This window comes from Mesorhizobium sp. M7A.T.Ca.US.000.02.2.1 (assembly GCF_003996995.1).
Classification (GTDB): domain Bacteria; phylum Pseudomonadota; class Alphaproteobacteria; order Rhizobiales; family Rhizobiaceae; genus Mesorhizobium.
Map to the genome: position 1 here is coordinate 1 of NZ_RZTT01000516.1, position 3,710 is coordinate 3,710.

General features: G+C 63.3%; 4 protein-coding genes and 1 pseudogene. 2 read left to right on the top strand and 3 right to left on the bottom strand.

The window, feature by feature from the left end:
• Together EOD15_RS30605 and EOD15_RS30610 are read left to right on the top strand one after the other, a co-directional pair.
• The coding region (locus EOD15_RS30605; RefSeq protein ID WP_127409136.1) for an NAD-dependent epimerase/dehydratase family protein at nt 1-761 on the top strand (761 nt) is incomplete at its 5' end.
• Nucleotides 727-1,278: a TetR/AcrR family transcriptional regulator gene (locus EOD15_RS30610; protein ID WP_245463809.1), complete on the top strand. Its 552-nt coding sequence runs from the start codon at nt 727-729 to the stop codon at nt 1,276-1,278. The genes EOD15_RS30605 and EOD15_RS30610, both read left to right, overlap by 35 nt.
• 6 nt (nt 1,279-1,284) lie before the next feature.
• Here EOD15_RS30610 and EOD15_RS30615 read toward each other — a convergent pair whose 3' ends face one another.
• The 3 genes and pseudogenes from EOD15_RS30615 to EOD15_RS30625 form a co-directional block, all read right to left on the bottom strand.
• A complete protein-coding gene (locus EOD15_RS30615) occupies nt 1,285-2,043 on the bottom strand; it encodes an MBL fold metallo-hydrolase (RefSeq protein WP_127321162.1) in 759 nt (252 codons plus the stop codon).
• 20 nt (nt 2,044-2,063) lie between these two features.
• Nucleotides 2,064-3,129 (bottom strand): annotated as a pseudogene (locus EOD15_RS30620) (ABC transporter ATP-binding protein).
• A partial coding sequence (locus tag EOD15_RS30625; protein WP_148129714.1) for an ABC transporter permease occupies nt 3,126-3,710 on the bottom strand: 585 nt, incomplete at its 5' end. The gene EOD15_RS30625 and the pseudogene EOD15_RS30620, both read right to left, overlap by 4 nt.

Below are 3,710 nucleotides of genomic sequence, written 5' to 3' on the forward strand. Positions count from 1 at the left end.
AGATCATCCATCTCGCGTCGCCGGCGTCGCCGCTTTGGTACATGCGCGAGCCGGTACGCACGATCAAGGCCAATATCGGCGGCGCGCTCAATCTTCTGACGCTGCTCAAGCCCGGCGGTCGCTTCTGCTTCGCCTCGACCTCGGAAGTCTACGGCGACCCTCTGGTTTCACCGCAACCCGAGAGTTACAGGGGATCGGTGGACTGCACCGGTCCCAGGGCTTCCTATGATGAAAGCAAGCGCTGCACAGAGGCATTGCTGTTCGAGCAGCAGCGGGTCGGCGGCCTCGACATTCGCGTCGTCAGGATCTTCAACACATATGGGCCACGAACCCGCATCGACGATGGACGCGCCGTCTCGAATTTTGCCATCCAGGCACTGACAACCGGGGTTCTGACGGTTTATGGCGACGGCTCCCAATCGCGCAGTTGGGGTTATGTCGACGATATCGTCGAGGGGCTGGAACGTTACTTCTGGCGCGACGGCATCTCGCATCGCGGTCCTCTGAACATTGGCAACGACCACGAGGTTTCGGTCCTGCGCATCGCGGAATTCGTAAGATCGCTTGTCCCCGGCAGCCGCATCGAGCACCACCCTCCAGCTCCCCAGGATCCGACAAATCGGTGTCCGGACCTGACTTTGGCGAGGCATGTCCTTCCTGGCTGGGAAGCCAGGACGAGCTATCAGGAAGGCATCGGGCGCACCTTCGATTGGTTCCGCCAGCGAATTGCGGCCGCGAGCATTTCGGCCTCCACGGCCTGACGCGTCCGCCGAACATGTCGGCTCGTCCAATGCCCTGGTCGTCTTCCATTTCCGCAGCAAGGAGAACCTGTTTCGCGCCGTCCTGCAGTATCTCAGCGATCGATACGATGAGCTGTGGGTGACGTTGGTGCGGGCGCCCGGCCTGTGCCCGGTTGAGCGGGCTCTGGGCGCGGTCGATTGCGCGCAACGTTTCGCCCGCCAGCATCCGAAATGGGTTTCAGTTTTTGTCGTGTTTTCCAGCGACCGCAAGAGCATGCAGATCTACAACGAGATCGGCCTGCCGAGCGACCTTGCCTACACCGCCGAGGCGCGCGAGCTGCTGATCGAGATTTCGCGCAGTGGCGGTTATACCGGCGTCGACATCGATACGCTGTCGGAGAGCCTGAATTATCTGGTTCATGGCGCCTGGTATTGGGATCATCTCAATCCGTCCAGCCGTGACACCAACGTGCTGCGCAAGACCATGCTGCTCCTGCTGCATCAGGCGTTCCCGCGGCATTTCGAACTGATGCGCTAACCGCTTTCAGGGCTGCCGCAGATGGCAGCCGGCTTGCCGCTTCTGTTCCAGATACTCGTCGACAAGCTGGCGGTAGCGTACCTTGCCGAAGCTTGGGAAATGCCCGCCATGCACGACCGAGACATGGAGGTCGCGCAGGCGCATCAGCGTCGCCATGTAGTCGGGAATGTCTGAGTGGTAGACGTCGTCGATCAGCGGGCCGTCATAGATGATGTCGCCGGATAACAGGATGCCCGTCCTGTTTTCGTAGAGCGCGATGCCGCCGGGCGAATGGCCGGGCGTGTGGATCACCTCGAAGGCACGGTCGCCGAGATCGACGACATCGCCCTGGCCGAGCAAACGGCCGGCGGGCGCAGGCAAAATGCCGTAGCGCGCCGTGTCCCAGCCTTGCGGCATGCGATCGAACATCTCGTCGGTCGCATAGGTGCCGGCTGCCGTCCATTCATTGCGCGGATCGGCGAGGATGCCGGCCTCGGCGGCGTGCACGCAGCGCTCGGGAAATTCGTGGTGGCAACCGATATGGTCGAAATGCGTGTGGCTGGCGACGCAAATCAGCTTGCGCTCGCTCACCAGCGGTACATGGCGCCGGAGGCTGAAATGGCCGAGGCCGGTGTCGAAGAGGAGATCGCGATCGCGACCGCGCACATGCCACATGTTGCAGCGGAAGAATGGCTTGATCCACGGCTCGTGGATCAAGGTCACGCCATCGCTCATGCGGATGGTTTCGTACCAGTCGGGTGCCTCGATGAGCGGAAGTGTTGCCATGTTCAATCCGTCAGAAAAGCTCAGTCCGTCAGCAGAATAATCTGGTCGGTATTGCAGGAAATCGCGACCGTGTCGCCCGGCTGGACGGCCGCCGTCGCTGGCAATTTGGCGATGAAGTGAAGCGAGGGGTCCTCGATGGAAACCGCAAGCACGCGCTTGAAGCTGCCCTGGAAGACGACATCGCTCACCTCAGCCGTGCCGAGCCTGACACCGCCGCTGGCCTCGCCGAGGACAAGATGCTCCGGCCGTATGGCCAGCGCAACGGCGGAGCCCACCGGCAGCGCACCGGGCAGCGAGACCGGCCCGACGGGCGTGGCGACGGTGCTTGTCCTCTCCTTCGCTTCCGTGACCGTGCCGGCAAGGATCGAGCTTTCGCCCATGAAGGTGGCGGAAAAGCGCGTCGCCGGCAGGTGCGTAGACGCGCTCGGGCGGACCTTCGTCCTCAATGCGCCCATCATTCATCACCACACAATGGTCGGCCAGCGCCATCGCTTCTTCCTGGTCGTGGGTGACGTGGATGAAGGCGGTGCCGACGCGCTTCTGGATCGCTTTCAACTCGTCCTGCATCTGCCGGCGTAATTTGAGATCGAGCGCGCCGAGCGGCTCGTCGAGCAGAAGCACCGCCGGCTCGATCACCAGCGCCCGCGCCAGCGCCACGCGCTGCCGCTGGCCGCCGGAGAGCTGGTGCGGCTTCTTGTCGAAGGCGGCAGCCAATCCGACCAGCGCCAACGCCTCACGCGCCTTTGCAGCGCGCGTCGTACCGTCGACGCCCTGCATGCGCAGGCCGAAGCCGACATTGCTGCCGACGCTCATATGCGGGAACAGCGCATAGTCCTGGAACACCGTCGTCGTCGGCCGCTTGGCCGGCGGCACCGAGGTGCAGTCCTCGCCACGGATGAACACCTTGCCTTCGCTGGGGGTGACGAAGCCGCCCAGAATGGAGAGCAGCGTCGTCTTGCCGGAGCCGGACGGCCCGAGCAGGATGGTGTAGCTGCCGGGCTCGATCTGCAGCGAAACGTCATTCAGCACGGTGTGCTGGCCGAAGCGATGCGAGACGGCACGAATATCGACCAAAGGCGCGGTCATGCCTTTCTCCTGCGCAGCAACGTCAACTCGAACAGCACGACCAGCACGATGGAAACGGCGAAGACCAGCGAGCCGATGGCGTTGGTCTTGGGGTTGAGGCCGGAGCGCAGCAGGTTCCAGATTTCGACAGGCAGCGTGGTGTCGAAGCGGGTGAGCAGGAAGGAGATCACGAACTCGTCCCAGGAGAAGGTCATCGACAGGAAGAAGCCGGCGAAGATGGCGGGCGCCATGACCGGCACGGTGATCAGCAGCAGCACCTTCCATTCCGGCGCGCCGAGGTCGCGCGCGGCACGCTCGATGTTGATCTGGTGGTCGCCCATCTGGCTGTAGATGATGGCAAAGCACAGCGGCAGGTTGATCACGACATGGCCGATGCCGGCGGCAAGCAGCGATTTCGGCACGCCGGCCCAGTTGAACAGCACCAGCAGCCCCATCCCGATGATGAGATAGCTGACCGTCAGCGGCAGGGTGATCAGCCCGCGCAGCAGGCCGGAGCCAGGCAGGACGAAGCGGGCAAAGCCCCAGGCGGAGAGAAAGCCGAGCGTGACGGCTGCGAGCGAGGAGATGGATGCCACCAGCAG

Coding starts and splice junctions, on each gene's coding strand:
- EOD15_RS30615 (WP_127321162.1), bottom strand. CDS start 2,043: ATGGCAACACTTCCGCTCATCGAGGCACCCGACTGGTACGAAACCATC.